This is a genomic window from Cohnella sp. (assembly GCF_041640265.1).
Classification (GTDB): Bacteria; Bacillota; Bacilli; order Paenibacillales; family Paenibacillaceae; genus Cohnella.
In genome coordinates, this window is the sequence record NZ_JBEQAP010000010.1 from 70,858 (window position 1) to 96,532 (window position 25,675).

23 protein-coding genes are annotated in these 25,675 nt (G+C 46.1%); 5 read left to right on the forward strand and 18 right to left on the reverse strand.

Features of this window, described 5'->3' with window-relative positions; all coding sequences use genetic code 11:
- Positions 1 to 313: 313 nt before the first annotated feature.
- The 5 genes from ACESLK_RS10110 to ACESLK_RS10130 form a co-directional block, all read right to left on the reverse strand.
- The gene (locus tag ACESLK_RS10110; protein ID WP_373229308.1) at positions 314 to 628 is read right to left on the reverse strand and encodes a hypothetical protein; all 315 of its coding nucleotides are present in this window, start codon (positions 626 to 628) and stop codon (positions 314 to 316) included.
- Positions 629 to 635: 7 nt separating this feature from the next.
- A complete protein-coding gene (locus ACESLK_RS10115) occupies positions 636 to 4,256 on the reverse strand; it encodes an RHS repeat domain-containing protein (protein ID WP_373229309.1) in 3,621 nt (1,206 codons plus the stop codon).
- A 68-nt stretch (positions 4,257 to 4,324) separates the two neighbouring features.
- Complete coding sequence (locus ACESLK_RS10120; protein WP_373229310.1) at positions 4,325 to 6,613, reverse strand: S8 family peptidase; 2,289 nt, start codon at positions 6,611 to 6,613, stop codon at positions 4,325 to 4,327.
- A gap of 482 nt (positions 6,614 to 7,095) precedes the next feature.
- Positions 7,096 to 8,019, reverse strand: a complete 924-nt coding sequence (locus tag ACESLK_RS10125) for a carbohydrate binding domain-containing protein (protein WP_373229311.1) — start codon at positions 8,017 to 8,019, stop codon at positions 7,096 to 7,098.
- 360 nt (positions 8,020 to 8,379) lie between these two features.
- Positions 8,380 to 9,225, reverse strand: coding sequence for an AraC family transcriptional regulator (locus tag ACESLK_RS10130; RefSeq protein WP_373229312.1), 846 nt, complete (start codon positions 9,223 to 9,225; stop codon positions 8,380 to 8,382).
- A 119-nt stretch (positions 9,226 to 9,344) separates the two neighbouring features.
- Between ACESLK_RS10130 and ACESLK_RS10135 the strand changes: the two genes are divergently transcribed.
- Both ACESLK_RS10135 and ACESLK_RS10140 read left to right on the forward strand, forming a co-directional pair.
- Complete coding sequence (locus ACESLK_RS10135) at positions 9,345 to 10,343, forward strand: Gfo/Idh/MocA family protein (RefSeq protein ID WP_373229313.1); 999 nt, start codon at positions 9,345 to 9,347, stop codon at positions 10,341 to 10,343.
- Positions 10,343 to 11,113, forward strand: coding sequence for a TIM barrel protein (locus ACESLK_RS10140; protein WP_373229314.1), 771 nt, complete (start codon positions 10,343 to 10,345; stop codon positions 11,111 to 11,113). The genes ACESLK_RS10135 and ACESLK_RS10140 overlap by 1 nt, the downstream gene beginning before the upstream one ends.
- Positions 11,114 to 11,178: 65 nt before the next feature.
- On the opposite strand, the gene ACESLK_RS10145 is transcribed toward ACESLK_RS10140, so the two are convergent.
- Positions 11,179 to 11,700, reverse strand: coding sequence for an NUDIX domain-containing protein (locus tag ACESLK_RS10145; protein WP_483862616.1), 522 nt, complete (start codon positions 11,698 to 11,700; stop codon positions 11,179 to 11,181).
- A 438-nt stretch (positions 11,701 to 12,138) separates the two neighbouring features.
- A complete protein-coding gene (locus ACESLK_RS10150; protein WP_373229316.1) occupies positions 12,139 to 12,522 on the reverse strand; it encodes a VOC family protein in 384 nt (127 codons plus the stop codon).
- A 168-nt stretch (positions 12,523 to 12,690) separates the two neighbouring features.
- Here ACESLK_RS10150 and ACESLK_RS10155 point away from each other — a divergent pair, with 168 nt between their 5' ends.
- A complete protein-coding gene (locus ACESLK_RS10155; RefSeq protein ID WP_373229317.1) occupies positions 12,691 to 12,891 on the forward strand; it encodes a hypothetical protein in 201 nt (66 codons plus the stop codon).
- Between the two features lie 226 nt (positions 12,892 to 13,117).
- On the opposite strand, the gene ACESLK_RS10160 is transcribed toward ACESLK_RS10155, so the two are convergent.
- Complete coding sequence (locus tag ACESLK_RS10160) at positions 13,118 to 13,927, reverse strand: phytanoyl-CoA dioxygenase family protein (RefSeq protein ID WP_373229318.1); 810 nt, start codon at positions 13,925 to 13,927, stop codon at positions 13,118 to 13,120.
- A 138-nt stretch (positions 13,928 to 14,065) separates the two neighbouring features.
- Between ACESLK_RS10160 and ACESLK_RS10165 the strand changes: the two genes are divergently transcribed.
- The gene (locus ACESLK_RS10165) at positions 14,066 to 14,878 is read left to right on the forward strand and encodes a helix-turn-helix domain-containing protein (protein ID WP_373229319.1); all 813 of its coding nucleotides are present in this window, start codon (positions 14,066 to 14,068) and stop codon (positions 14,876 to 14,878) included.
- Between the two features lie 4 nt (positions 14,879 to 14,882).
- Here ACESLK_RS10165 and ACESLK_RS10170 read toward each other — a convergent pair whose 3' ends face one another.
- The gene (locus ACESLK_RS10170) at positions 14,883 to 15,917 is read right to left on the reverse strand and encodes a Gfo/Idh/MocA family protein (RefSeq protein WP_373229320.1); all 1,035 of its coding nucleotides are present in this window, start codon (positions 15,915 to 15,917) and stop codon (positions 14,883 to 14,885) included.
- Positions 15,918 to 15,920: 3 nt separating this feature from the next.
- Complete coding sequence (locus tag ACESLK_RS10175; protein WP_373229321.1) at positions 15,921 to 16,652, reverse strand: ThuA domain-containing protein; 732 nt, start codon at positions 16,650 to 16,652, stop codon at positions 15,921 to 15,923.
- A 182-nt stretch (positions 16,653 to 16,834) separates the two neighbouring features.
- Between ACESLK_RS10175 and ACESLK_RS10180 the strand changes: the two genes are divergently transcribed.
- A complete protein-coding gene (locus ACESLK_RS10180) occupies positions 16,835 to 17,746 on the forward strand; it encodes a helix-turn-helix domain-containing protein (RefSeq protein ID WP_373229322.1) in 912 nt (303 codons plus the stop codon).
- Positions 17,747 to 17,850: 104 nt separating this feature from the next.
- Here the strand turns inward: ACESLK_RS10180 and ACESLK_RS10185 are convergent, their stop codons facing one another.
- The 8 genes from ACESLK_RS10185 to ACESLK_RS10220 form a co-directional block, all read right to left on the reverse strand.
- Entirely contained in the window at positions 17,851 to 18,867 is a 1,017-nt protein-coding gene (locus ACESLK_RS10185) for an SDR family oxidoreductase (RefSeq protein WP_373229323.1), read from the reverse strand.
- A 12-nt stretch (positions 18,868 to 18,879) separates the two neighbouring features.
- On the reverse strand, positions 18,880 to 19,731 hold the full coding sequence (locus tag ACESLK_RS10190; RefSeq protein WP_373229324.1) for an NAD-dependent epimerase/dehydratase family protein: 852 nt from the start codon (positions 19,729 to 19,731) through the stop codon (positions 18,880 to 18,882).
- Between the two features lie 43 nt (positions 19,732 to 19,774).
- Complete coding sequence (locus ACESLK_RS10195; protein WP_373229325.1) at positions 19,775 to 20,713, reverse strand: aldo/keto reductase family protein; 939 nt, start codon at positions 20,711 to 20,713, stop codon at positions 19,775 to 19,777.
- A gap of 196 nt (positions 20,714 to 20,909) precedes the next feature.
- Positions 20,910 to 21,599: a response regulator transcription factor gene (locus ACESLK_RS10200; protein WP_373229326.1), complete on the reverse strand. Its 690-nt coding sequence runs from the start codon at positions 21,597 to 21,599 to the stop codon at positions 20,910 to 20,912.
- A gap of 2 nt (positions 21,600 to 21,601) precedes the next feature.
- Positions 21,602 to 23,041: a sensor histidine kinase gene (locus ACESLK_RS10205; protein ID WP_373229327.1), complete on the reverse strand. Its 1,440-nt coding sequence runs from the start codon at positions 23,039 to 23,041 to the stop codon at positions 21,602 to 21,604.
- Positions 23,042 to 23,043: 2 nt separating this feature from the next.
- Positions 23,044 to 23,793 (reverse strand): ABC transporter permease, encoded by a 750-nt coding sequence (locus ACESLK_RS10210; protein WP_373229328.1) that lies wholly within the window; start codon positions 23,791 to 23,793, stop codon positions 23,044 to 23,046.
- The gene (locus tag ACESLK_RS10215) at positions 23,786 to 24,526 is read right to left on the reverse strand and encodes an ABC transporter ATP-binding protein (protein WP_373229329.1); all 741 of its coding nucleotides are present in this window, start codon (positions 24,524 to 24,526) and stop codon (positions 23,786 to 23,788) included. The genes ACESLK_RS10210 and ACESLK_RS10215 overlap by 8 nt, the downstream gene beginning before the upstream one ends.
- An 88-nt stretch (positions 24,527 to 24,614) precedes the next feature.
- Positions 24,615 to 25,550, reverse strand: a complete 936-nt coding sequence (locus ACESLK_RS10220) for a hypothetical protein (protein WP_373229330.1) — start codon at positions 25,548 to 25,550, stop codon at positions 24,615 to 24,617.
- Positions 25,551 to 25,675: the final 125 nt, after the last annotated feature.

Here is a 25,675-nt window from a genome sequence, read left to right on the forward strand (position 1 = left end):
CAGCCTTATGCTCATAAGGTACCTGAATTTATAACCAAACAACTTGCATGAGCTACTGGTATTCAAATATAACTTGTTTCTTGTCCTATTGATTGAGAATGCCTTTTTAGCGCACGAGTTTCGATTCTAGGACGTTCTAATGTTCAAGGAATAGGAGAATATAGGTGATAAAAAAGAAACCTTGAAGGGCATATAGCCGATTGGTATTATCCCCTCATGGTTGACAACGAAAAAAGATTTATTCGGTACTGGGTAGCCCCCTCCTAAAAAAGAACCTTGAAAGGTATAAAGCCATTCAAGGTTCCCTACATAATTAAATAACAATAGTTTCACCTGTATTGAATTTAATTTGTACGGCTTCCGGCCCTGAATAGTCATCATCAGCTAAAGAAATACAAATTATTATATTATCTTCCAGTTCCAACAACAGGGCTTCTGTATCAATAATTTTAACAGTCTTTATTACCTTCCCCAATAACATTTCATGGTTGTTTAATATTATATTGTTGCACTTTACATGGAATGAATTGTAAATATTAAGCAAAAAATTTGTAGAAGTTAACTGAAAATAATCGTGAACTTCTTTAACATTTGTAATTACGGCTTTTTCAATTTTTGTTATATCCATACTACCATCATTCCTTTAGTGGAATATGAGATTGAGAATTAGGAATTGTCTTACCAGTGATTGGGTCTACACCTTGCAGACCTTTATTTTCGTATTTAATGTATCCCCCTGGATATCCGGGAGAATTTCCTCTAGGTGGAGTTGGATCCATAATTCGTACCGAATCTACCTGTTTATTTGCACCTCCCTGTCCTCCATTATAAGACTGCCCAGTTACTTTTCCATTTGGGTTAACAACAGGATTAGGTCCAGTGGCTCCTTTCGGGATTGGTATAACATCTCCTTTTGGTGTAACAACAAAGTCAGGGGAATTCCCACCTTTACCCGATACCTTAGCACGTGCAGAAAGCTGCTCACTTTTTAATGCCTCAGCATTATTAGTAACCTTTGGTGCCGCTGGGGCTGGTTTAGTTGTTTTTACAGCTCGCGAAGTACTCGGAGTACTCGAGGGTTTTACAACAAATCCTCCACCACCACCTCCACCACCACCACCACCACCACCTCCACCACCACTACCAGAAAATCTAAAGCCCCCTGACCCAAATCCTGGCGTAGGCATGTTCTTGTTTCCACTTGGATCAGTGTAGATTAGTGTATTGTTTAGAACATAGGTGTAAAGATTCAAAGTCAGGGGATCATCAATCTCTCCCTCATAACTATCCTCATTGATAAACCGCGCAATACTCGGATCGTACCAACGAGCGCGCAAATACTGGAGTGAAGTGGACTTGTCCCAATACTCTCCCGAATACCAGAAAGGATTGTTCACTTGTTCCTGAACAGTAAGCGGTCTGCCCCAAATGTCGTAGCTATACTGGTTCAGGAGCGCACCCATTTGATCACGCAGTTCAACAACATCATTGTGGCCGTTCATCAGATAGGCCGCTTGACTTGAGTTGCTCGCATCGATTCTTGCTAACAGCCCATTTCCATATACGTACGATGCTTTCGGGGTTACAATGCTCCCGGCTACTATTCCTTCCGAAACAATGACTTCCCCATCCCAGTAATAGCGTGTTGTAACTCCATTCTCTGTACGCTCGTACAACCGATTGTCGCCATTGTACTTATATGCGACTTGCCCTGTCGAAGATGTTGCTTTGGACAAACGATCCCAGATATCGTACTCATAAGTAGATGTATCGATTACTGGTTCTGCTTCCGATACAAGGGAGCTCCGGTTTCCTCGTGCATCGTAATCGTAGGTCTCGTTAAACTGGGAATTCGTCTGGACTCTTCCAAGTTTATCATAGCTGTAGGTATAAGTTGTTCCGTTGTCGCTGCGGTTCAGAACATTTCCTCTGATGTCGTAGTTATAATCATACTGGTTCAGTACAGTTCCGCTTGCTTGCTTATGGAAGATCGTCTTCAGATTATGGTCCTCGTAAACATAGTCCGTCGAGATTCCGTTGCCGTGCTGAATCTTCTTTAACATATCATTCTTGTAATACTGGTAGCTGGCGACAAGTGATGCGTCAGCTTTTACACTTTCTATCTGGCTCAAATTGTTGTAACCATACGTGATGACGCGGCCGAAAGGATTCGTGACGTTCTCCCGGTTCCCTCTTTGATCATAAGTATAGCTGATTGTCTTGCCGTCGGGATACGTTTTTTGGGTCAGAAGGCCAGTGCCCGAGTCGTATCCATAGTGTGTTGTCCCTGTAGAATCAGACATCGTCTTGCGTCTGCCGTCAAGTTCATACGTATACCCCACGGTGTCATTCGGGCCCGTACGCTGCTGCAGCCGGTTCCTGCTATCGTAGTTGTAAGTAAAAGACTGATTCTTCCGGTCAATGGCTTTTACCATGTTGCCTTCAGCGTCGTAATACATTTTCTTCGTGTTGCCTAACCCATCCGTCTGTGATATCAACTGGCCGCGTTCATCAAATATCCTCGTAATCTGTTTATTGTCTGGATAGGTAACGGAAAGGTTGTTTCCGAGCATATCATATTGATAAGCGTAAAGTTCCAACTTAGAGGTCAACACCGTTCTAAGCTGCCCCAATGCATCATAGCTGTACTGGGTTATATAATTGAGTGCATCCTGCGTTTGCGAAACATTTCCAGCCTTATCATATGCAGTCGTCTTTTTCGTAACAAATACGCCACGTTCCTTTACTTTCAAAACTGTTTCTCGGCCGAGCTTGTCATATTGCTTGAAGATAGAATTGCTCTCGCCATCCGTTTCAATAACGGTATTGGCGACGTTATCATAGGATACGATACTGAAGCTAGTATCAGGTTGTGTAGCCTTTATTTGACGATCCCAGTTGTCGTAAGTGAAAGCAACACGATTGCCCGAAGCATCTTCGTCCCACATTTTACGGCTGAGCGCATCATACCCGGACTTCGATTTGGCTTTATAAACGCCGCTCTCATAGATTCCCGTCTCTATCTGACGGCCAATCGAATCCCACTGTGTTTGGGTTTTCAGATTTGATTCATTGGTCGTGATAATAAGGTTGTTGAGATCATCATAGGCTGCCGTAGAGCTGGAATTGTCCGGATTCGTAATTCCGGTTACCCGATCGAGCTTATCATATGAGTAAGTCGTCGTATAATTACGTCCATCCGTATAGGAAACCATAGCTCCAGTTAATTTATTATAAGTAGCGTTCGAACTGGAAGTTTGACTGACACCATCGATATCTTTATAAGTTGAAGTTGCACGTGTTACAAAAGCGGAGCCATAGACAGGATCGTACTCAAATGAGGTGATCGCTTGCCGAGCGGTGTCGTATTTGCGTACTTCGATGATATTACCGTACACGTCATATGCATACGTTGAATGGGAAAGCAGTTCTCCCGTATCATTGTTGTTCTTCAGCTTGTAATCCGTTATATCGCCTTGTGCGTTACGAATCCATTCGGCATACAAGGATAAAGTATCGTGAACCGGCCACTTTCCCGAACGGAGCAAATGTGTCACAGGATCGTATGTGTACGTTACTGTATTGTTTAATGCGTCGGTGGTTGATGTTATATTTCCATAGTCATCGTATTGCGTGGCGTTGGTGATCCTTTCTGATTCCACTGAGGCGGATATATAGTACTGAGTGGTAGAGATAGGATTGGGTATGCGCCGGACTTCATCATAAACATTTTCCGTGAACCGTTTCGTTATAAGATCGGACTCTTCTAATTTCATAAGATAGATCATAGGTGCAGTTTGGTTGTCGACAAAGTTCTTCTTATACGTATAGACAGACTCAAGCTGACCCTTCATTATCTTGGTTGTAAAATTCATATTGACATTGTAAGAGCTGCCCATGTCAGATGGGTAAATCAAAGACGACTTATTGGTGTCCAATGTAGTATTGTCCGTATACGTTATTACTTCTTTACGGGATGCGATTCGATACGCTTCGTTTACCGAGTTCGCGGCTGTGTATCTAACGATAGGCGCAACTTCATATTCATAAACCGTTTTGGAGCCGGTAGGATGCGTAACGCCCGTTAATAAGGCATACGGGTTTTCGGTAATTGGTGATGTCCCTAATAAATTGAACTTGGCCGATTTAATCTCATAATCATAGGTCGTTTTCCTTTGCAGGGGATCAATGACCTGAGAAAGCAGTTCTTTACCGTTCTGTGTGACTTTGTTATATATGACCTGTCGGTCACCCATCGTTAAAGTAACCTGCGTTGTGGTGTAGCTTATTGTGATTTTGTTGCCGATGGCATCAACGATCTCCGTCAGGACCTTTCCATAGGCGCTGACCGCCGCATACTTGAACTGTGTAGGGTTTCCATAAGCATCCGATAATTGAATAACATTGCCTTCCGCATCGAAATACTGTTTATTCCCTGAAATAGAAGTACATAGGCGGAAACAACGCCGTTAACCGTAACGGTAGTATCGGCAGCAAAGGTGAGATCTTTCCAAGGATACCCTTTAAGAGATCCACTCTCTACTTTATAGGTTCCGCCGCCTGCCAAATGAACATATGTCCCGTTGTTCGTCAGATAAGGAATATTCCAGCTCCATCCTTTACCGATCGGGAATCGCTTATCATCCTTAGCATCCACTAACTTATTCGTATAATAACCGCTTGAGCCTATATACTGGCTTGCGGTAGACGAACCCGTAACTACTTCGTTATACGTTCCGCCGCTATACGTTCCGGAACCATAGTTTTGGCCGACGCTATATTGGTTGGCAACGCTTTGCGCTTGCGTCTGTGTAGAATAAGGCCCATAATAGTCCGTCCCCGTGCTGCTGCCAGCGGGTGAGGAAGTTGTCGATGTTGAATAGCTAAGATATTTCTTAGTTAAATATTTTCTGTCGTATTGTGCGCAGTAGCCTGTGTCCCAAGACTCAGTATAGGAAGGCAAATTGTTAATAAATTGCGCCCTTTCGGATTCTGTACTAAATGATTTTGTCGTATAAGCCTCCCAATAATCGGCTTCTGTCAGTAAAAAAGCGCCGGTACTACAAATGTATTTGTTTTTTATGACATGATAACTATAGCTCACATTATAGGTTATTGAAGTATAATCGGTTCGATAGTCTATTGCAGCATAATATTCATAATAATCGTATGAATTATATTGGACATCCATGTCGTACAGCTGGGAAGAACCTGAATCGTAGGATCTCGTCAGGGTGAAGGATTGCCCGTTACGTCCCGGCAATGTAAGATCAGATTCGGTTAAAGACAATGCCCCGGATATGGTAGACACGTTCTCCGTTTCCAAACTTACACGATAAGGCGCTTCATCTAATTTGATCTTAAGCATATCCAGTTGTGGTTCCTCTGGCTGCGGAGGAACCGCGGAAGCTCGAAAGACATTAGCTTCGGTCAGATCTACTTCGGGAATTTCCGATTTAATGCTGCTTTTAACTTTATTGGAGTTGTTTGCAATCTTCTTCTTTACCTGTTCAGTTGCATCCTTAAAGTTTATCTTTAAACTCTTTACTAACCCCAGCGCTTTATTCGTTTCTTCAAGTGTTAGGCCGTTATCTAGCTGCGCCTGCAAATAGTCCTCAGAGACGCTATATTCCTGAGCTAGATTATGAATGTTGCGACCAACATTCTCCTCATTGAGCTGGGTCAATGCTTGCTCTAATTCTCTTGTTTTCTTCCGATCGATGCGTTCCAACAATTCCCTGTTTGCTGTGTCGGGTTTAAGCTTCTCTTTCGATTTATTTTCTTTGCTCCGTTTGAGCTGGTCTTGTTCCTTCTTGATCTGTTTAGGCAATTGCTGTTCGATCCATGCATTCTCCTCATCTTCAAGCATAACCTCTGACTTTGACGTGGAGGGAGCCGTTTGATACTGTACAAGCCCGTATCCGTATTCCTGAGAACCTCCTAACCGGAGTGCCGATGCTTGAAGCAATTGGCGGATTTCTTTATTGGTGAGTGAAGGAAAGCTTTGCATGTACAGCGCCGAAATGCCAGCCGTATGGGAAGCGGCAGAAGATGTTCCGCCCCTTCGTATCACTTCTCCATTTCTGTCAAGTCCGGGTACCTGAACTCCTCTGGCCATTAACTCAAGTTCCGTTCCCGTATTGGAGAATGGAGCCCGAACCAATTGGTCGTCTACGGCACCGACGGCAATGACCGAATGGAATCGGGCCGCAAAATCGATCTGATTCATACCGCCGTTGCCAGCCGAAGCGACTAATAAGAGACCGTTATCTTCCGCGTAAGCCAAGGTATCCGCCAAGGCTGCTGAATAGATATCCGTACCAAAGCTCATAACCGCTATATCCATTTTATTCTGGACAGCCCATTCAATGGCTTCAATGACCGCGCTGAATGACCCTTCCGCATTCTGATCAAGCACTTTTATACTGTAAAGCGAAGCCTTGGGCGCAACCCCTTGTACAAGATCTCCTGAGGCTGCAAGGACACTTGCTACATAGGTTCCATGGCCATTATCGTCACTATAATCCGTCGACTTGCCAACAAACGACACGCCCCCTGCGACAGGGAGTGAACGAAGTTTGGCTATTCCCGTGTCAAAGACAGCAATTTTCACACCCTGGCCGTCAGCCGTTGTTTGTTTCGGGCTCTTAGGAGGAATTGCCAAACTGTCTTGTTCTATCGGCTCAACGGGCTGTTTGACCTTGATTTTCCCGTCCTCTTCAACATATGCGATGCCCCCGGATTGAATTAATTCCGATAGCTCTGTCTCGGTCAGATCGGCCAGGACGGTTTGGTTTCTAAATTTCTTTACCAGCTTATTCTTTTTAATCTTGGTGTCGATGGATTGCTCATTAGCAAATTTGATTAAGTATTCTGTGTCGATGCCGCTTTCGCAGTTGGAATATAGAACATCGGAAATAAAAGGGAAACGATTATAAGAATGGTTAGCTGGAAGCGGAATTTAAATAACATACTATTGTATATCATAGGTACCTCCCATTTATTGAACTAGTTTGTGAGAAAGTAATATGTGAATAACGGTGATCATTGTCATGGCTTATCCCTTCCAAAAGGGTATACTGGGCATGGATAAATCTATAAATTGACTTTGAGTACTCTTGCATCATCCAGATAGAAATCGGAGGATCCTCCGTTCCAGAATAATACGGCTACCCAGCTCGCATCAGCTGGAGTGGTAAATTGAATCGACTTATATTCATATACTGTGCTCGTAAATTGGATGATTTGTTTTAAGCCCGCGTTGCCTTTTATTTCTAAATTAGCAGCTTGTCCACTTGTTCCCACGCGTCCCCAGCCGCTTAGTTCATAAGTTTGGTTCGGTTCAAATCCAGAGAAGAAATCTTGTTGACCGCCTACTTGCGTTCCAATTCGCAAGGCATGTTGACCACTATATGCACCTGTACTGATGACACTCCAATTGGTTGCATTATTCCAGATCGTCCATGGCGTTAGATTGCCTGTCTCAAAACCAGCATTCACAACGAGGTTAGGGGTAGTTGGGATACTTGATAGTGTTGAGACTGCTAAAGGTGTACTATCAGGAGATTCATTACTAGAAGCGTCAATGGCTTTAACGGTAAACGAATAGCTCGTATGAGGAGATAAATTCTGGACTGTGAAATATGTATTTGTTGTAGCTGCGAAGTAAACGCCATTAAGGTTAATTTTGTAGCTTATTGATTGGCTATCGGTTGAAGGAGACCAAGTTAAATCAATTGTAGTCGTGGATTGAGTTGGAGACATTAAGTTCTGAGGGGTAGTTGGTGGTTTTAAGTCCATAATGATGTTTTTGGAAGTTGATAGTCGATTTCCATTATCGTCATGTGAATATACAATCTCATATGTCCCTTGATTATCAGTTACAACTACTTTTTCCAGTCTGTTATTATTGTCGTAAGTATAGACATACTGAGCAGCTGAACTTACATTGGAAAATAGAAAAACGGTTAATAGACTGACAGTAATAAGAAATCGTTTCAATGCTTGCTTTGATTTCATTTTGTCATACTCCTTCAACTTTTATTAATAACGTCTGCTCCTTAAATATTCCTTATCTAAGTTGCAAACAAAGTTGAAAAAAGCAAGCAATTTTTGTAGAAAATAGAAGAACAGGATTTGTTTATATCATAGTATGTGGAATAAAAAATAAAAAGAGGTGTAAATTGTAATAAAATAGCAATTTATAGTGAACTTTGTCGTTTAATTGCTCTAAATGTAAGTCTCCCCTAATGCCTCATGTAGCGATGGTAAAAAGAAACCCACATGGAGTTTTTACACTCTCATGTGGCAATGACCTAGTCTCATAGCTTCTTGTAACAGGAAGACGAACAATATAATGCCTTAGCCTTCTGTCTTTCCTTATTCACTATATTGCTGACGGAACTGGACCGGAGTCATCCCCGTAAGCTTGTGGAAGGTATGGACGAAATGGCTGTCATCCTGAAAACCGACAGCTGTTGCTATATCCCTAACGGTACGAGTCTGATCCTCTACAAGCAGCTCCTTGGATTTCTGAATGCGGAATTGCAGCAGATATTGATAGGGACTTACTCCCCAGCTCTTGCTGAACAGTGTGCTCAGATATTGGGAGCTAATCCCCAGCGTCTCCGCCATCCGCGGAAGCCCTAGATCCGGATTACCGAATTCCTCCTCAATCAATAAGTAAATGGGGGTTAGTCTTTCATGTCCCTTCGACAGGGAGGACTGTCCGCTGAGCTGACCGAATTGCTTGATTTGAGATAACAAAGCATACACTTCGAGTGAACCGTTAATACCGGCGAAGTCAAAGCTATAGCGGCATTTCTCCTCGTAATGCTTATACAGGCCGACAAGTGGGGACTCCGCATCCCAGCTAAGAGGCTGCATATGCTGCAGGTCCAACGACGCGGTGATCGGATTGGCGAGCGCTCCGTCGAAGGTCAGAAACCAAGTGGACCAATTCCGCGTTTCCGGGGTATAGCTATGAGGCACACCGGGTTTAAGCAGAATACCTTGGTTCGCTGACAATTTCATGGTGTTGCCATTGACCGTAAATTCACCGCAGCCTTCTACCGTATGCAGCCAATGAAAGCAATAAAAGCCATTCTCTCTACTAATCGGTGACTGATGCTCGGCATAACCCATGCTGGTTAGATGCAACGGCAGTCGACGATCTCGCTCCGTCGTTAGGAAGTGACGGCTATAGGTAGGAATCAACTTGATCAACTACTTTCATTTTTTTATATGAAATGCGAGATATATTATATTTTATTCCATAAATCCTTGGATTAAAATAGGGTCATAAGTTGAACTTTCTTATACCTTATCCTTGGAGCGTGAAGATCATGACCATTAAGCTTGGATTTATTGGAACAGGCGGAATTGCCAACCATCATCTGAAAAACCTAGTACAAATGGAGGGTGTAGAGATCGCAGCCTTCTACGATCTAGACCCGCAGCGCGCACAGAAAGCAGCTTCCGAGCACACTGGAGCGAAAGCGTTTTCGAACGTGGATGAGATGCTCGACGGCACTAAGCTTGACGGGGTATACGTTTGCGTGCCGCCTCTCGCTCATGGGGATATTGAACATAAGTTAATCGATCGAGGAATTCCGTTCCTCGTCGAGAAGCCGCTCGGAATTAATCGGGAGGTGCCCGCTCTTATCGGCGAGAAGATCAAGACCAAGAAACTTATTAACTCCGTCGGCTTTCATTGGAGATATAATGAATCTGCGGCGATTGCTAAGCAATTGCTCCAAAATAGTAAAGCCGGAATGGCACTCGGGTACTGGATGGGCGGCATGCCGATGGTTCCATGGTGGAGAGTACAGGCTGGCTCCGGCGGGCAATTCGTCGAACAGACGACGCATATTGTGGACTTATTACGCTACTTGTGCGGTGAGGTTCGCGAGGTGTATGCTGCTTATGCATTACAGGTAATGGGCGAGAAGGTTGAAGGCACCGATGTACCCGATGTTGGTTCCGTCACTATGAAGCTTGCCAACGGTATGATCGCTACGATATCGAATACTTGTCTCCTGCCTATCGGGCATCATGTCGGATTGGACGTTTACACAAGCAATGGTGTGCTAGAACTCCGCGGCAATTCATTAAAAGAGCTTACGGCAACGGAAGAACGTACGTATAAGAATATTGCAAATCCTTATTTTGTAGAAGACGAAGCTTTCATTTATGCTTTGCGTACCGGCGATACTTCCCGTATTCTATCCGATTACGCCGATGCGCTTCGGACTCATGAGGTTACGATCGCCGCCAACGAATCCGCCGCTTCCGGCAAACCCGTAACAATCGCTATCGAAAGCGCAAAGGAGACAGTCTACTGATGAAATACTCGCTGTGTATCGGAGCTTATTCCGGGAAAGACGAAATCTATCATTTGGAGAAAATCAAAGAGCATGATTTCCACGGCCTTGAATATTACGCATGGTGGAATCTTGAGGATTTAAAGCGGACGGCCAAGGAGCAAGAGAGGATTGGCGTTGGTATCAGCGCGACCTGCACCAAGTTTATTAGCTTGGTAGACGAATCTTTGCGAGAGTCTTATCTCGAGGGGATCCGCCAGACCATTGAAGCTTGCAAAATTCTTAACATTAAGTCCGTCATCTCTCAGACAGGCAACGTTCTGGATGGTATTCCGCGGGATGTTCAACGGCAGGTTATGGTCGAGACGTTAAAGCGGTGCGCACCTTTGTTCGAGGAAGCCGGCATCGTACTCGAGGTCGAACCCTTGAATGGGCTTGTTGATCATATAGGGCATTTCCTCCAACGCTCGGATGAGTCAGTCGATGTTATCGACCAAGTCGGCAGCCCTAATGTTAAGCTAGTCTTCGATGTTTATCATCAACAGATCACCGAAGGCAACGTCATTCGCAATGCTGTAGGCTACTTGGATAGAATCAATCACTATCATATTGCGGATAATCCAGGACGGAAGCAGCCAGGCACAGGCGAGCTGAATTACGTTAATATTTTGAAAGCCATCAAGGAAACGGGCTTTAACGGCTTCGTCGGCCTCGAGTGCGGCTATACCATCGATACCGACACGGCTATCGAGCAGTTTAAGAAAGAAATCCTCGTACCGGCCTTAGCATAACAATTAAGCGGCTATCCACGGTTGAAGAAGCCTTGGGATAGCCGCTTTGTTTCTGCCGCAAAAATTCACACCCTAAACAACCCATAACCTTCAAGTGGAACAATAGGCTTTTCATCCAGCAGTAATCCTTCCGACTTGCCTCGAAGCGCCACATCAACCAGCCATTTGGTGAAGGGCGCGATATTCATTGTCTCCATCTCCTCTAGACTATAAAAACCGGCTTCATCAACCTCAACATGATCCGGAGTTGGCTCTCCGCTTACATATTCCATCGAGAAAGCGACGTAAAGATTATGTATGCTTCTCGGCTGGTCGCGCACGGCAACGATACCGCTGACAACAGCCGCGACCCCGCTCTCCTCAAGCACTTCTCTGATAATGGTCTCCTCTATCGGCTCAAGCTGTTCAATATACCCGCCCGGATTCGTCCAATAACCTTTCCCGGGCTCCTGCGCTCTGCGAACAAGCAGCATTTTGCCATCCTTTATTACAAGAGCGCCAACGCCGATGCTATAGTGGCCCCAATGAACAAAGCTGCAATTCGTGCAAGCTCTTCTAATCGTGCCCTCAATATCGCGATTTTCCATTTCATGACCGCAAGACGAACAGAATTTCACTATCAATGATGTCACCTGCTCCAATTGTGATTTAATAGGTACTCTCCTATTATTTCAGAAATTGGCTAAAACGGAAGAGCTATTTTCAGGAAGAAAACGGGTTGCATTCACACAAAAAAAAGCAACTCCTAGACCCCGCAAACAATGAGGATAGATAGAGTTGCTTTTTATCATCTTTATCGCAGATTTCCAAAAATAATCGCACTGCTGCATCTAATTATTTATTTCTGGGCTTTATACGAGGAATAAATGCATAACTACAACTAAAAGATGAAAACCACGAATAATTGCAACAATTCTGGTTAAATAGATGCACTATGTTGATATTTCCACCAAACACCCCACTTTGAGATAAAATAACTGCATATATGCGCTATTTTTCATCACTTGAACAACTCACGCTTACACTCACTCACGTACCGCATTCAGCTCAATCACATTCCGATCGGGATCAAGCAAGAAAATCTGCGCAAAACCCGTTATGCTGTTCCTATTCGCCTTATGTTCTATATTGTGCTGGCGCAACCATTCCACTGACTCGTCGAAATCACGGACGCGAATGGCGAAATGACCATCACGGGTATCTATTCCACGGCTGCGCAAAGTCTCTCCGTCATGCACGATGAGATGGAGTTGCTGGCCGCCGGCACCAATCGCAAACCATGTGCCAGGGAAATCGAAGGGCGGCCTTTGAATTACTTTTAACCCCACAATATCCCTGTAGAACGCGACAGCTCTCTCTAAATTCGTTACGATTAAACTAACATGATGAATTCCATCATGACGTATCATGTCTACTCCTCCTTTTCCCTCCGGAGATCGGATCGACATCCTATAATAGACGGATATCTCGTGATAAGTATAAACGAGAATCTTCTTCGATGAAATGGTGGACTTAGCCTCTAAATGGACTTAACCTTTAGCTTATTCGTGGACAGCTCGCGAGGTAAAAGGTAGTTAATGAGGTACGATAAAGAGCAATGGTTGAGCGATAATAGATATTGCAGGATAAGAGCCTCCAATCCCACTTATTGTGGTTTTGAAGGCTCCTTTGTCACCTACTTAGATGAAGTCGAGCTTGTCTACCTGCAGAAACTACAGGTGTTTGAGCTCCATTCCGTGTTTTCCGACATTCTACCTGCAGAAACTACAGGTGTTTAAGTGCAATCGGAGTCAATGAGGTTGATTATGTCTGAACACCTGTACTAAATACAGTTAGAACTGCAACCATCCGCCTTTGGGGTGAAAATACCTGTAATAAATGCAGTTACTCATTATGCAGGTTATTTCTTTCAACGCTAACCATTCCGTATAATGCCTTCCTGATCGTTTGTTGCGTTATTCGTGCTTTTCGCTATAGCTACACGAGCAGGCTATCTCCTCTTCATTAATGAGGATAAGCCATGTCGAACTCCAAACCGCACGGACCGCCATCGGGATTGGCCTCCAAATCAACCTCGGAGCCAGCTGCGCGGAAAAGCGGACGATAGTGATTGTTGATATGAGTAGCTGACGAATTGGCATAATGGCAGATGAAGGCCCGGCGGAACTGATCCTTCGTCTTATTCCGATAGGAACCGTGAATCAGGTTGCCGTTGAAGAAGAGCACGTCGCCCTTATCCATCAGCGCCGGAATCGCCTTCTCATTCTTCGGCGGCTTAACATAATGGGTTGTGAACGATTCATTGGAATCTGCTGTATCCGGGCAGGAGAGCGCGTAATCACCCGTCTTCGGTACCACGAGTAACCCGCCGTTCTCTTCCGTCGCCGTGTCGACTGCCGTCCATGCCGCAATGCAATTCCCCGGCTCAACCTGCAAGTAGAAATTATCCTGATGGAGCGCCTGACCCCGTGAGCCCGGAGGTTTAAAGTAGAACATGCTCTGCGCAGCTAACGCTTCTTCACCGTATAAGTCCGCGAGAACATTCAGAACCGGCTTATGAAGCATATATTTCTTGGCCGTTTCGTTGAAACGGTGGGGATGCATCACACGGGGATATCGCTTCAAGGGATCATCTACAGCACCGCTAAGCTCCGGTTCGAACAAGCCAGGAACTGTTGTATGGCTAATTTCCTCGAAAGTCTGCTCGATCGATTGCAAGTCTTCCTCTGTGAACAACCCTTTTACTATTAAGTACCCTTCCACATCAAAACGAGCTAATTGTTCTTCCGTCAATGTTTTCAGTTGTCTGCTCATCGTATATTGCAGCTCCTCTACAGCGATATCGAACTTCTTGACATAAGAATATAACTTTCCGTATGTTAGATGAAGTAAGATTGCTGCTGAAAAGTATTGGGATTCTGCTATTTGTCGACTTTTAACCGGAGGTGCCTCATGCCTATTATTAGCAGTCCCCATGACCGTCCGGAATTACCCTATGCCACCATATTCGGAGCCCACTTCGATGAAGACGATACTTACCGAACGCGCAGACAGAACGGCATGAATGATTGGCTCATCGTCTATACGCTTGGAGGAGAGGGCTACTTTCAAACTCCTGCCGGAGAGAAGCGTTGCAAAGCCGGACAAATCGCGCTTCTTCGTGCCGGTGTACCGCATGAATACGGAACGGTAAAGGGACAAAGATGGAATTTCCTCTGGGCTCACTTCCAGAAACTATCGGAAAACGATTATTTGCCCGATGACGAGGTGCTCATTCACACCTTGCCGGACGGGTCTATACGGAAGAGAATATACCGTACCTTTCTAAACCTTCTCCACGATTCAAGGGACCGTTCAGGTTTCTGGAACTCGCTATGCGAGAACTCTCTTCGGGAGATTATTCTTCTGATCGCTCAGCGGCTTACGAAAAAGCTCGACGCAAGAATCGAGCATACTCTTCAGCTTCTTTCCCAATCCATGAAAGAGGAAGTCCGTATCGAAGAGCTCGCCAAGGCCGCAGGCTTGTCTTCTTCGAGGCTGTCTCATCTATTCAAGCAGGAGATGGGGCACTCCATTGTGATGCATCTCAACAAAATGAGGCTCCGGCAAGCCGCTCTGCTCATGGAGTACATGGGCAGGACGGCCACTGAAGCCTCGCTCGATGTCGGGTTCAACAACTACAATCATTTCGCTGCTTTATTCCGTAGATTATACGGAGTCAGTCCGAGAGAGTATATCGACCTCACTTCGTCGAAACGCGACTAGCCTCTTACAGTCGAACCTCGCGCCCGGTGTCCGCCGATTCGTAGATGGCAGACAGGATCTTGATCATATCAACGCCTTGGTCCGGCGTGATAATCGGCGTCTCCCTGCCAAGCACGCATTCGATAAAATGCTGAATGTTGGCCGTGTGCTGCGGAATGTTCGCCCCCGGGAACTGCGGCTGCTGGTCAACCAAGGTGCCATCGGATTCCGTAAAGACCCGCAGCTTGTCGTTGATGAGACTGAATCCGCCTTCCGTGCCTCTCCACTCCAGAAACTTCTGTTCCTCCGCCACATTGGACGCCCAGCTGAATTCGATCTGCAGCGAAGCCCCGTTATCGAAACGAATAAATCCCGCAGCCAAGTCTTCCACATCGAACGTGCCCTTAGGGATTTGGCCGGATGCATCCGGACGATCGGCGAACTTCCGATATGTTGTTCCCGTTACCGATACCGGCTTCGGATTGCCGCTCAGCCACATAGCCATGTCGATCATATGCACGCCAAGGTCGATCAAGGGTCCTCCTCCGGATAACTCCTTCGTGGTGAACCAGCCGCCGCGTCCGGGAATTCCCCGCCGACGAATCCAACCGCAGCGCCCCATGTATAAGTCGCCAAGCTTTCCTTGGTCGATGATGCGCTTTATGAACTTCGCTTCCTCCGTAAATCGGTTGTTGCGCATCGTCATAAGCAGCTTGCCGGAAGCCTTGGCGACATCCGCCATTTTCTGTGCTTCAACGGGATTAACTGCGTCCGGTTTCTCGCAGAACACATGCTTGCCCTTCTGCAGCGCAGCTATCGCAATTTCCGAATGGTACAGGTTCGGCGTACTGATCCCGACGATATCAATCGACGGATCAGCGATCAGTTCACGGTAATCATCGTATACCTTCGCTCCCGGGAAATCCTTGGCCGCAGCTTCCGCCGAAGCTCGAAAGGCGTCGCAGAACGCGACGACCTCTACTTCCTTATGCGACAGCCATCCTGGCAGATGCGCTCCCTTAAAGATACCTCCCGTGCCGATAACTCCTACTTTAAGCATAGTTTAGTTTTTCTCCTTAATGATCTCCAAAGGTTGGGCATTACCGTAATTCGGATAATCCCGCTTAACGGGATCCGCCCATTTCACTGCGTTGGAAATAACTCTGCGAACTTGCGGGTTATAGTATGTCGGATAAGTCTCGTGGCCCGGGCGGAAGTAGAAGATCTTACCCGCTCCGCGAGTATAACAGCAGCCGCTGCGGAACACTTCTCCGCCCTCGAACCAGCTGACCATGACGAGTTCATCCGGTTGCGGGATGTCGAAGTGCTCTCCGTACATCTCTTCCTGCGGCAGCTCGATATATTCACCAATGCCTTCTGCGATGGGATGTCCCGGGTTAACTACCCAGATGCGTTCCTTCTCGTCCGCTTCGCGCCATTTCAGTTCGCAGGAGGTTCCCATGAGCTTCTTGAATATTTTCGAGAAATGACCGGAATGAAGCACGATCAACCCCATCCCCTTCAGTACACGCTGATACACTCTCTCTACGATGTCATTGTGAACTTCGTCGTGCGCCATATGCCCCCACCAAATAAGAACATCCGTGCCATCCAGCACTTCTTCGGATAAACCATGCTCCGGATCATCTAATGTGGCTACTCTAATAGTACCTATAACATCTAGACCTTCAGCAATAGCCGCATGCATACCTTGCGGATAGACAGAGGCTACCTTCTCGTTCTTCTTCTCATGACGGTATTCGTTCCAGACTGTAACGTTGATTGCTCGGCTCACGGCTTAACTCTCCCTTGTGTTGATTTCTTTCTCCATTCTAATGGAGGAGCTTCAGCGAATCGATTCCGTATTCGACCAATTTCTTACGGTATTCTGTCATCGCATACGTAGAATGAAACGATTGTGGTAAAATATCATTACGCGATCCTGTCGCACACTCTATTCAGGCTAGGAGCATGATCATGTATCCCGAAATGCGCCACGAGCAAGTCGTTTACCAGAATCCTTTTCTCGCTATGCGCATCTGGCAGATCGATGCTATCGATCCCGCTCCCGAAGAGCTTAGGCTGAGAACGGAGCAGGATTGGAAACAAAAGAGGTATTATGAGTGGCACTACCATGAGGAGATAGAATTCCTTCTTATTCTGAAGGGGGAGCTGACAGTATACTGCACTGAGGAGCCATTGGTGCTGCGCAAAGGGGACATCGCTTTATTCGGTTCCTCCGAGCCGCATAAGACGATTCAGACAAAGGATGGCAACTTGAGTTACCTCGTGTTCCAGGTTAATCTTCGTAAATACTGGGATGCAAGCACGCTAACCAGCATGAGGCATTTCTCGGAGGTCATCCGACCGCTCAGTGCCTTGAATTATATCTATCGGGACAGCCGCGATGCTAGAACCCAAACCGCTGCGTATATCCGGGAAATCTATCGGGAGATGAACACCAATCAAGTCGGATACGAGCTCGCCGTCTCCTCCATGTTTAAGAACATCCTATTGCTGCTGCTGCGTCACGACAGCAAGCAACTGCTCAATTATAACGACAATCCTCAGCTCGAACGCTTCCAGTCTGCCGTTGATTATGTCGAAGAGCACTTAAGCGAGAAGCTGTCTGTGACGGAGCTCAGCAGCCTTACTAACATGAGCTATACCCACTTTATTAAGACATTCAAGAAGGCAATAGGCATGTCGTTCACCGACTTCGTAGTCTACAAGCGGATCAAGAAAGCCGAACAGCAATTACTGACGAGTGAACTCAGCATCGCCCAAGTCGCTGAATCGGTTGGCATCTCCAACCTTGGTCACTTCTACGACCTGTTCCGGCGGCACAATGACTGTTCTCCTAAGCAGTTCAAGGATCGGCTGCGATAGCTATGAAGTTAAATAAAAAACCGGAAAAACTATTGGGTATTCCCATAGTCTTTCCGGTTTTCCAGCAGATATTGGAATTCTATTTATTATATATTTTGCTGAAACTAAGGAGTTGAGATCATTTTCGCATGGGTGCCATGAGCCTGAATGAGGGTATCCATAAGCGTATTCCATTCCGTGTCGATAGTGCATCGCTCCGGATGCGCTTCAAACCATGCAACCGTCCTTTTGATTCCTTCTGCAAAAGGAACAACGGCATCAAAGTCCGGGACAAGACTTTTAATTTTACCATTGTCGAATACGCTGCTAACGGCTTTATCACCGTACAGACCGTCTGCTTGATCTGGCAAAATTGTCGCGATGAAGTCCGAGGAAATATGAACGACATTCGGTTCCACTCCCGCCGCTTGACCAATCGCATGATAGATCTGATTCCAACTCAATACCTCGTCAGAGGTGATATGGAAAGCTTCTCCGATTGCCTCTGGATGGCCCAACAATCCGACAAAGCCCTTGGCAAAGTCGGTGTTATGGGTCATTGTCCACAAGGAAGTCCCGTCTCCATGGACGACGATGGGAAGACCCTTGCGAATGCGGTCTACCAGAGACCACGGATGCTGCCAGCTGTTTAGGCTCGCAGGTATCATCGTATCTCCGTAGGTGTAGGATGGTCGGACAATCGTTACCGGAAAACCGCTGCTGCGGTAAGCTTCCATCAATAGCTCTTCGCAGGCGATCTTATCGCGAGAATACTGCCAATAGGGATTTGAGAGCGGAGTCTCCTCCGTTATGATATAATGCTGCGGCGGCTTCTGATAAGCAGAAGCCGAGCTGATATACACGTACTGCTTTGTCTTTCCGGCAAAAAGCTCAATATCCGTTTTTACATGATCTTGCGTGAAAGCTATCCAATCAACTATAACGTCGAATTCATAATCCTTCAGTATTTCAGCAGCTTTCTTCTGATGGCGAATATCACCAATGATAACCTTAACGCCTTCTGGTATGAATTCCTCTCGTTGCCCCCTGTTAAACAGGTACAGTTCTATCCCGCTCTGGGCGGCCAACTTGGATACCGCTTGACTGATTAGTCCCGTGCCTCCAATAAATAACACTTTCATCTTACCCGCTCCTTATTGGCCTTTAATATAATTCCGCCAAGCGTGCTTTGGCTGCCAATTCAGCAGCTTTTTGGCTTTCTCATTGCTAAGCAGCGTTTCATGTCCACTCAGCGGTTCACGGAAATCCGTCACTTCCGGATATCGCGCCGCCATCAATTCCCGGCTTGGAACCGCCATGCTGGAATCGTCAGCGGCAATATTCAGCGCCACGGACCCCAGCCCTTCGGCTTCGACCGCCAATTGACATACCTGTGCAGCGTCCCGCGTATCAATATAACTCCACAATATCCGTTCGCGCTGCTCAGGATCGTGTATGAAAGAAGGAAAACGCTCGTATGCTGATGGTTCAATGACATTGCCAAGTCTCAGGGAGACAACTTGCATGCCCGTCCGGCGATGGAACATGTCGGCTGTCAGCTCATTGACGACTTTAGACAAACCATAGCTATCCTGAGGCAATTGCGGATGCGATTCATCCATTGGAACGTACTGCGGGCCGAAACGGTCAACTGCAAAACAGATGCCATAGGATGATTCGCTCGAGGCGATCACCACTTTGCGAATGCCAAGTCCGGCAGCCGCTTCTAAAATATTGTAGGTCGACATTACATTATTCTGAAAAGTGACTTCGCTCGTCTTGATGTGCATGGCCGGTATGGCCGCCAAATGAACCACCGCGTCAGCGCCCGCCAGTATGCCATACACTTCGCCTAAATTGTTCAAATCCACAATCAGCGTATGACATATGGCATTGGCAGACTTGTGCGTATCTGCGTTAATGACCTCGTATCCCTGCTCGACAAAATGCTTAACAACCCATTTGCCGAGCATACCGCTTCCTCCGGTAATAACGACCTTTGCCATCTTAATCGCTCCTTAAATTCTATTTACAATCCCGACACTCGTACTAGGCAATAATGGCTTCAATTTGCTGAAGAACCTCTTTGGAAAGCTCGATACCCGATGCTTTGACGTTCTCCACGACTTGCTCCGGCCGGCTCGCGCCAACAAGAGCGCTGGCTACGTTCGGTTGCCGAAGTATCCAGGCAAGTGCCAGTTGTCCCACGGTGATGCCTTGCTCTGATGCGATCTTACCGAGCTCCCGCACCTTAACGATTTTCTCATCGGTAATCCCTTTACGCATCCAATCCAGCTTAGCCGCACGACTTTCAGTTGGAATGTCGGCAACCGAGTTGTATTTGCCGGTCAATAGTCCCTGAGCGAGAGGAGAGAATACGACTTGCCCTATACCTTTACGCTCTCCGAGCGGAATAATCTCTTTCTCAATATAACGCTCAAACATATTATAGATAGGTTGATTAACGATAATACGATCCAACAAAAAGCGATCTGCCACGGCCAGCGCCTCCGCCATTTGAGCGGCTGTCCATTCACTGATGCCAACATAATAGACTTTGCCTTGACGAACCAGATCGTCAAGCGCACGCAAAGTCTCATCAAGCGGAGTCTCAGGGTCGTAACGGTGACAATAAAGAATATCCACATATTCGACTCCGAGCCGCTGCAAGCTGGCATGGCACTGCTCTGTAATATGCTTGCGGGAAAGTCCCCGATCGTTAGGCCCTTCGCCCATCTCGCCAAACACTTTCGTCGCCAGCACATAAGACTCGCGAGGATAGGCCCTTAACGTTTCGCCCAGCACCTTTTCCGCTGCACCCTTCTCATACACATTCGCCGTATCAAAGAAATTGACACCTAAACCGTAAGCGGTCTCAATAGCCTTTACCGCATTTTCTTTTTCCACGTAACCGCCGTATGTCAACCAGCTGCCGAGACTAATTTCACTTACCTTAAGTCCGCTGCGACCTAATCTTCTAAAATTCATTTTTCCAACCTCCTCTAGAATAGCCTGCCTATCCTATTCTAACGAAGATCTATATTATTGGAAGTAGTGAATAAATTTTCACTATATTATACGAGATATACTCACTATACTTTTTATACTTATATTTCTCGCATAGCGATCACTCTAACCGACTTCGAATGATATGAGCAACTTGATAGCTAGTAATATATTTACGTTAAATCCGAAACCGGTAACCCGCTCCCCATATCGTCTCGATGTACTGAGGATCGGACGGGTCAAGCTCCACTTTCTCGCGAAGCTTGCGGATATGTACGGTCACGGTAGCGATTTCGCCCATGGCATCCATACCCCACAGTTGATCGAACAGCTGCTCTTTACTGAATACCCGGTTTGGGTTCATGGCCAGGTAGAACAGCAGGTCGAATTCCTTCGTTGTAAAAGCAACCTCTTTATCGTTCACGAAAACCCGGCGGGCTGTCTTATCCATCATTAAACCGCGAATGCGGATTTCATTATTACGCGATTCCTTTCGTCCGCTGAGCCTTTCGTAGCGTGACAAATGAGCCTTCACACGAGCAACAAGCTCTCCGGGACTGAAGGGCTTGATGATATAATCGTCCGCACCAAGACCAAGGCCGCGGATCTTGTCGATGTCTTCCTTCTTGGCAGAGACCATGAGAATCGGAATATCCTTCTCGCTGCGGATTCGGCGGCAAATCTCGAAGCCATCCACCTTCGGCAGCATAAGATCGAGAATAATCAGATTGTAATCTGTGCTCAGGGCACGCTGCAGCCCTAAATCTCCGCTATTCTCGATATCAACGGAATAACCGTTTATTTCCAAATAGTCCCGCTCCAGCTCTGCTATGCTCTGCTCATCTTCAATAATGAGAATGCTGCTCATGCTTATGCCCCCTCGCGATCATGCTTATTCCATGCTGGCAGTGAAATATAGACTGTTGTGCCTTTACCGGTCTCGCTTTCTGCCCAAATCAGTCCATCGTGTTCCTCTATAATTTGTTTTGCTATCGCTAGTCCAAGACCGCTGCCGCCGGTAGATGTGTTTCGCGAAGGATCCACCCGGTAGAATCGGTCAAAAATGTGCGGAAGAGCATCCTTCGAGATGCCCTGACCGTTATCCTTTACACTGACAACAGCTTTGCCGTCCTGCACAATAACCCTCAAGCTGATTTTCCCATCCGATTTGTCCATATATTTCATCGCATTTTCTAATATATTTACGAGCACGCGCTTCAGCTTCTCGCGATCAGCCTTGATGAGCACTGCTTCCTCCGGAAGCGCAGTCAGCTCGAGCTTAATGCCCCTTTTTTCCATATCAAAGGTTATCTCTTGGGCACAGTCCTGTATATAAGCACCGATATCCACCTTCTCGAAATGAAAAGGCAGCTTGCCCAGATCAAGCTTGGAAATGAGAAATAGCTCATCGATCATCCTATCCATATCAACCGTTTTGGAATAGATCGTCTTCACATAACGATCAAGCTTGTCGGGAGAATCCGTTACTCCGTCCATAATGCCTTCCACATAACCTTTTATCGCCGTAACAGGCGTTTTCAAATCATGAGAAATGTTCGAGATCAGCTCCTTGCGGTTCTCTTCATACTGAAGCTGCAGCTCCACCGATTCCTTAAGCTTCACACGCATCTCTTCAAAAGCGACGCTAAGCTTACCGATCTCGTCCTTAGATTTGGGATTGACCTGATAATCTAGATTTCCTTCTTTAATTTCCTCGGCAGCCCTCTGCAAGGCCTTCAATGGCCGAATAATGCTGCGGGAAACCAAATAAGTAAGCACCCCGTTAGTCAATGCGAGTATGATCAGAAGAATGGTAAACAACCATGCGAAATAACCCTGAATATACTTTGGAAAAGGGTTATCATCCGAAACGACAAACACAGAGCCTTCTCGCTGGTCCGGCAATAGAAAATCCTCGTGACGAGTTATCAAATGTTGACCTCGGAAATCACTATCATAATCCGAGACTGCTCCGAATTCAGGCAATCTCCCGAGATGCACAGTCGAGCTTATATCCGGCGATGTATATACAATGTCATTATTAACACGAACGATAAGGTTCATATTGATCATGTTCAAACGTTCATCGATTCCATCGGCTACTGACCGCTGAAGGAAGGACTCAGGCTCCCGTATACTCATCAGCTTGATATCGGCATAGACGTCCGCTTCCTGGTTTATGATATTTTTGATCGGATTGCCGCGACTTCCATCTAATTTAAAAACCACGATAACAGCTAAGATCGACAGCACCAACGGAACGATAAGCATAGCCAGATAAGAGAGTACGAGCCTTAGCCGAATAGACACATTTAAAGCTCCTTTTTATCGAATAAATAATAACCCGCCGTAAAAAACAATATACTACACGCAAGTAAAAACATAAACACGCTCCACACCTGACCGGCGGCCATAGAGTTGCCTAACCAGAGCATGTGCCAATCCAGGTAGGCAGTCGGGGAATACGTAGATACTTGCGGGAAGAAGAACGAACTCGCCTTTACAGCGATATAGAGTAAAATACTGACGGTTAGCGCACCGCTGCTGCTCGTAAAAAATTGTGCTAATAAAACAGCCGTAACACTTAATGCAGCAAGCGGAAGAAACGCTGCCCCATAAGCGATCACCCAGTCGAGGACTGCAAAATTCGAGAGGCTGCCGCCTAAGAAAAAGGATGAAATCACTGATCCGATCATCGCGATGAATAAATAAGCTGCAATATAGATGCCTAGTGAGATTTGTTTGGATGTGAACACTTTGAATCGTGATATCGGCCTCATCAGCACGATCTTCAGCGTTCTGTCACCGAGTTCCCCTGAGAACTGATCCGCAGCACCCATGAATACGAAGAGAGGCAGGAATATTCCTGTGAATAAACTAAGCATGACAATAGGAAAATCGCCGGCAGAAACAGCCCCGATACCAAAGCCGCTCTGAAAATTGGCGAGCAGCAGTCCGGCACCAATCGGAATAATCAAGGTCATAACCATGAAGAACAGCGTTTTCTTCTTAAAAGCCATTTTCAAGGTTTCGTTCCAGACATTAGCATATAAGCTATGCATGAATAATTTCCCTCCTTTTTTCTTTCACCTCATGGAGGAAAAGCTCCTCCAGCGTAGTGAAGCGACCTTCCAGCAACTGAGTCTTGGATCCTTCACGAATTAGCTTGCCATCGTATAAGATCCCAATGCGGTTGCACATCAGCTCCATCTCCTGAATGAGATGGCTAGATAGGAAGAATGTTATTCGCTCCTCGCGGGCTAGCTGCAGGATGATCTCGCGAACCTGCACCATTCCTTCAATATCGAGCCCATTCGTCGGCTCATCGAGAATGAGTAGCTCGGGTTTCGACAGAATGGCTGCAGCTAGACCCAGCCGCTGCTTCATCCCTAGAGAATAATGTCCCACCTTCTCATGCCGATAATTGCTCAATCCGACTAGCTCGAGCACTTCGTCCACACGCTTGCTCGATAGCCCTGGATACATTCGCGCCGCAAGCTCCAAATTTCTTCTGCCGCTCATGTAATTGTAAGCTTCAGCAGTTTCGATCAATACTCCGACCTTAGCCATTGCCTGCTCATAATTCATCGCTATGTCATGTCCGAACATTCGCACCTTTCCCTTGTCTGCTCTGCTTAAGCCAGCCATTATCTTCATTACGGTCGTCTTGCCAGCGCCATTAGGTCCGAAAAAACCGTAAATATCGCCCTTCTGCACGTTCAGACTAATCTCACGAATTCCTCGCTGATTGCGGAAGATCTTCGTTAATCCTTCAATTTCAACGATTGTTTCCATCGAATTGGTCCCCTTTCGTTATGGAAAAGAGGAGAACGCCTGCGTCTTATGGCGATGAGACGCTCTCCACTCTCACTTCTCTGATTTACTATTTATGCCAACGCGTCATTGCTTCTTTGTTAAACGGCTTCACATTCTCCACTTGCTTGCCGGTTAAATCAACCGTATCCGGGATTGTGTTATTGAAATCGGATGAGTCTACGGTGAGTTTTACAACTACTTGATGTTGAATGCCTTCGCTATCTTTACCGCTAATCTGAATTTCAGCGGTGTGGCTCGCGATCAGGTTGTCGGCATTCACATCAGCATCCATGCTAACCGTCTGGATCTTGATATCTTCAGCCAGCTTTGGAAGACTATCTTTAATTGATTGTACGTTTACACCGAAGGTATTTGCAGGGTTCAACTCAAGCTCATCGCCGTGCTCGCGTCCGCCTTCTCGAATAAGCAACGAACCGGCGGTATTAACTAAGGCCGGAATTTGGCTTCCCGTTAGATGCAGCGCAACTTCCTTGGATGCTCCTTCTTCCTTTAAGGTCACATAGTTTTTAAGATTACCTACGAGCGTATCAATGACATTTTCCACTTCTTGGGCGAATGCCGGGTCGTGCTGTTTCAGGTCCTTATGGTCTCTAAATTTCTTGAACCCGCTGTCTTCCTCTATGTCCATATCCACGATTCGGTACACATCAGATTGGCTTGTCTTGATGATCTTCTGATTGTCTTGATTAAAAATATGGATGTTCTGCTCCGTCTCACCGCTCTTCAGAGTAAATTCAGCACTACCCATAGCGCCCGTTTTGCTGGTCTTAAGGGTAGAGTTCACTTGGAACAGTACTTTCCCATTATCCTCGACGGATAGGTTTACCTTGCGGGTAACATTATCTACTGTTGCTGTATTCTTGATGGCTGACTTGAGAGTATCGTAGCCTTGCGCATCACCTATGCCCGCGTATACCGATGACATCAGCAGCACACTGCCTGCCACTACTCCCGCTCCGATCATTGCTAATTTCTTATTCATTCTCTTTTCTCCTTCATGTTCCTCTTATTTGGAATTTCCTCTCGGCTTCCATAGATTCATCATAACCACCCGTTCTAAACTCCCAATAAAACAGTTATAAACTGCTTATAAAACAATTGTTAAAT

Coding starts and splice junctions, on each gene's coding strand:
- ACESLK_RS10170 (WP_373229320.1), bottom strand. CDS start 15,917: ATGCTTAAAGTAGGAGTTATCGGCACGGGAGGTATCTTTAAGGGAGCG.
- ACESLK_RS10135 (WP_373229313.1), top strand. CDS start 9,345: ATGACCATTAAGCTTGGATTTATTGGAACAGGCGGAATTGCCAACCAT.
- ACESLK_RS10165 (WP_373229319.1), top strand. CDS start 14,066: ATGCCTATTATTAGCAGTCCCCATGACCGTCCGGAATTACCCTATGCC.
- ACESLK_RS10185 (WP_373229323.1), bottom strand. CDS start 18,867: ATGAAAGTGTTATTTATTGGAGGCACGGGACTAATCAGTCAAGCGGTA.
- ACESLK_RS10180 (WP_373229322.1), top strand. CDS start 16,835: ATGTATCCCGAAATGCGCCACGAGCAAGTCGTTTACCAGAATCCTTTT.
- ACESLK_RS10110 (WP_373229308.1), bottom strand. CDS start 628: ATGGATATAACAAAAATTGAAAAAGCCGTAATTACAAATGTTAAAGAA.
- ACESLK_RS10140 (WP_373229314.1), top strand. CDS start 10,343: ATGAAATACTCGCTGTGTATCGGAGCTTATTCCGGGAAAGACGAAATC.
- ACESLK_RS10160 (WP_373229318.1), bottom strand. CDS start 13,927: ATGAGCAGACAACTGAAAACATTGACGGAAGAACAATTAGCTCGTTTT.
- ACESLK_RS10115 (WP_373229309.1), bottom strand. CDS start 4,256: ATGGGTGACCGACAGGTCATATATAACAAAGTCACACAGAACGGTAAA.
- ACESLK_RS10145 (WP_483862616.1), bottom strand. CDS start 11,700: ATGGAAAATCGCGATATTGAGGGCACGATTAGAAGAGCTTGCACGAAT.
- ACESLK_RS10150 (WP_373229316.1), bottom strand. CDS start 12,522: ATGATACGTCATGATGGAATTCATCATGTTAGTTTAATCGTAACGAAT.
- ACESLK_RS10125 (WP_373229311.1), bottom strand. CDS start 8,019: ATGAAATCAAAGCAAGCATTGAAACGATTTCTTATTACTGTCAGTCTA.
- ACESLK_RS10190 (WP_373229324.1), bottom strand. CDS start 19,731: ATGGCAAAGGTCGTTATTACCGGAGGAAGCGGTATGCTCGGCAAATGG.
- ACESLK_RS10195 (WP_373229325.1), bottom strand. CDS start 20,713: ATGAATTTTAGAAGATTAGGTCGCAGCGGACTTAAGGTAAGTGAAATT.
- ACESLK_RS10210 (WP_373229328.1), bottom strand. CDS start 23,793: ATGCATAGCTTATATGCTAATGTCTGGAACGAAACCTTGAAAATGGCT.
- ACESLK_RS10215 (WP_373229329.1), bottom strand. CDS start 24,526: ATGGAAACAATCGTTGAAATTGAAGGATTAACGAAGATCTTCCGCAAT.
- ACESLK_RS10220 (WP_373229330.1), bottom strand. CDS start 25,550: ATGAATAAGAAATTAGCAATGATCGGAGCGGGAGTAGTGGCAGGCAGT.
- ACESLK_RS10200 (WP_373229326.1), bottom strand. CDS start 21,599: ATGAGCAGCATTCTCATTATTGAAGATGAGCAGAGCATAGCAGAGCTG.
- ACESLK_RS10155 (WP_373229317.1), top strand. CDS start 12,691: ATGAGGTACGATAAAGAGCAATGGTTGAGCGATAATAGATATTGCAGG.